The 3,047-nt window shown below is 67.2% G+C and carries 2 protein-coding genes and 1 pseudogene; 1 reads left to right on the top strand and 2 read right to left on the bottom strand.

The window, feature by feature from the left end; genetic code table 11:
* On the top strand, positions 1–1,579 hold a 1,579-nt coding region (gene glgB / locus A5706_RS04680), incomplete at its 5' end, for a 1,4-alpha-glucan branching protein GlgB (protein ID WP_068127538.1).
* Between the two features lie 104 nt (positions 1,580–1,683).
* Here glgB and A5706_RS04675 read toward each other — a convergent pair.
* A complete protein-coding gene (locus A5706_RS04675; RefSeq protein ID WP_068127536.1) occupies positions 1,684–2,595 on the bottom strand; it encodes a tetratricopeptide repeat protein in 912 nt (303 codons plus the stop codon).
* Between the two features lie 132 nt (positions 2,596–2,727).
* Positions 2,728–3,047, bottom strand: a pseudogene (locus A5706_RS04670) (acetyl-CoA C-acyltransferase); the annotation flags it as partial.

Here is a 3,047-nt window from a genome sequence, read left to right as displayed (position 1 = left end):
CGTGGTGACCGAGCGGGCCGACCCCATGGCATTCGCCACCGAAGTCCCGCCGCACACGGCGTCCCGCGTCACGCGCAGCACCTACACGTGGGAGGACGCCGACTGGATGGCGCGGCGCGCGCAGCGCAATCCGGTCTTCGAGCCGATGAGCACCTACGAGGTGCACCTCGGTTCCTGGCGCCCGGGGCTGAGCTACCGTCAGCTCGCCCGTGAACTGACGGATTACGTTGTGGAGCACGGGTTCACACATGTGGAGCTGCTGCCGGTCGCCGAACACCCGTTCGCGGGCTCGTGGGGATACCAGGTCACGTCGTACTATGCCCCGACGTCTCGATTCGGCGCGCCCGACGACTTCCGGGCGCTGGTCGACGCCCTGCACCAGGCCGGTATCGGCGTAATCGTGGACTGGGTGCCGGCGCACTTCCCGAAAGACGCGTGGGCGTTGGGCCGATTCGACGGCACCCCGCTCTACGAGCACGCCGACCCCAAGCGCGGCGAGCAACTCGACTGGGGGACTTACGTCTTCGACTTCGGCCGCGCGGAGGTGCGCAACTTCCTGGTCGCCAACGCGCTGTACTGGCTCGAGGAGTTTCACGTGGACGGCCTGCGGGTGGACGCGGTCGCATCGATGCTGTACCTGGACTACTCGCGCCCCGAGGGCGGCTGGACCCCGAACGTCTACGGCGGGCGGGAGAACTTGGAGGCCGTGCAGTTCCTGCAGGAGATGAACGCCACGGCACACAAGGCTGCGCCCGGCATTGTCACCGTCGCCGAGGAGTCGACGTCGTGGCCGGGCGTCACGCGGCCGACCAACCTTGGCGGCCTTGGCTTTTCGATGAAGTGGAACATGGGCTGGATGCACGACACGCTCGACTACATCAGCCGCGATCCGATCTACCGCAGCTACCATCACCACGAGATGACGTTCTCGATGCTGTACGCCTTCAGCGAGAACTACGTGCTGCCGATCAGTCACGATGAAGTGGTGCACGGCAAGGGGACTCTGTGGGGTCGGATGCCGGGCAACAACCACGTCAAGGCCGCGGGGCTGCGCAGCCTGCTCGCCTACCAGTGGGCGCACCCGGGCAAGCAATTGTTGTTCATGGGCCAGGAATTCGCTCAGCGCGCCGAGTGGTCAGAGCAGAACGGTTTGGATTGGTGGCAGCTCGATGAGCAGGGCTTCTCCAACGGGGTCTTGCGCTTCGTGCGCGACATCAACCAGATTTATCGCAGCCGCCCGGCCCTGTGGAGTCAGGACACCGTCCCCGAGGGGTATTCCTGGATCGACGCCAATGACTCGGCCAACAACGTGCTGAGTTTCCTGCGATATGGCAAAGACGGCTCGGTAATGGCGTGCGTCTTCAATTTCGCCGGTTCGGAGCACAGCGGCTACCGCCTCGGGCTGCCCTACGCCGGCCGCTGGCGCGAGGTGCTCAACACCGACGCAACGGTGTACAACGGCTCGGGTATCGGCAATATGGGCGGCGTCGACGCCACCGAGGACCCGTGGCACGGCCGCCCCGCCTCGGCGGTGATGGTGCTGCCGCCCACGTCCGCGCTGTGGCTGGAACCCGAATAGGAACCGGTAGCGCGAGCTGGGGGCACCTCCCGCTTGCGGGGGAACGCAAAATCACCCTAAAGACGTGGTTTTAGGGTGATTTTGCGTCTGCTCGGCAGGGAAACTCAGTACAGCGCGTTGGCGAGGTTGCGCCGACCGGCGACAACCTCGGGGTCGGCCGGATCGAACAGCTCGAACAACTCGATCAGGCGGGTGCGCACCCGGGTGCGTTCGTCGCCGGATGTGCTGCGCACCAACGCGATTAGGCGCTCGAACGCCGCGCTGACATCCTGGTTGAGGATTTCCACGTCTGCGGCCGCGAACGCGGCGTCGATGTCGCCTGGAGCGGCGGCGGCCACCGCAACCGCGTCCGGGCGTTGGGCCGTTGCGCGCGTGAGGAAGTCGATCTGGCGGATCGCGCCCTTGGCTTCGGCGCTCGCCGGGTTGGCGTCCAGGATCGCCTGATACGACTCCTTGGCGCCAGCGAAGTCGCCGTCCTCGAGCTGCTGGCGGGCGTGGGCCAACTCCGGATCCACTTCCACCTGCTCGGAACCGCTTGGGCCCCTTAGTTTCCCGGCCGTCGCCTGCAACAGCGAATCCACCCAGCGTCGCAACTGGTCGGGCGGCTGTACACCCTGAAAACTGGATAGCGGCTGCCCGGCGGCCAACGCGACCACGGTCGGGACCGCGTCGACGCCGAATATCTGGGCCACCCTGGGGGCCACGTCGACGTTGACCGTCGCCAACGACCACTTGCCGTCGTCCTCGGCTGCCAAGCCGGCCAGCGTCTCGACGAGCTGAACACACGCGTCACTGCGCGGCGACCACAACGCGACCACCACCGGGACCTCGTCGGAGCGAAGCAGCACTTCCTGTTCGAAATTGGCTTCGGTGACCTCGGTCGCCCCCGGGGCCGCCCGCCCCGCCGGCCCGCCCCCGGCGGGCGACGAAGCGCCCTGCTGGGCTCGCTGCTTGAGACCGGAAAGATCGACCGCACCGGCCAATGCGGGCCCGATCGAGGGTCGCGGACGCGTCACGCCGTCAAGTTTGTCACGTCGCGCCGGTCACGGGTCCACCCGGGTGCCGACAGCAAAAGCCTGATATGACACAAATCACACCAGATTCGACGCGTCGGACCGCAGCAAAGTTACCGGCCAGTTCGGCACCGGTCAGCCCGCGCGCAGGATCAGCGCGTCGCCCTGGCCGCCGGCCCCGCACAGGGCCGCAACGCCATAGCCGGAGCCGCGGCGGGCCAACTCCAGGGCCACATGCAGCGTGATCCTGGCGCCCGACATGCCGATCGGGTGCCCGACCGCGATCGCACCGCCGTTGACGTTGACAATCTCGGGGTCGATGCCCAGTTCGCGGGTCGAGGCCAGCGCCACCGCAGCGAACGCCTCGTTGATCTCGACGACGTCGAGCTGGTCGACCGAAATCCCCTCGCGGCCGAGCGCTTTCTTGATCGCGTTGGCGGGCTGGGACTGCAGCG

It is taken from the genome of Mycobacterium sp. E796 (genome assembly GCF_001672815.1).
Lineage (GTDB): Bacteria > Actinomycetota > Actinomycetes > Mycobacteriales > Mycobacteriaceae > Mycobacterium.
The sequence above is the reverse complement of the archived record's forward strand: the minus strand, read 5'-3'. Positions and strand labels throughout refer to the sequence as shown.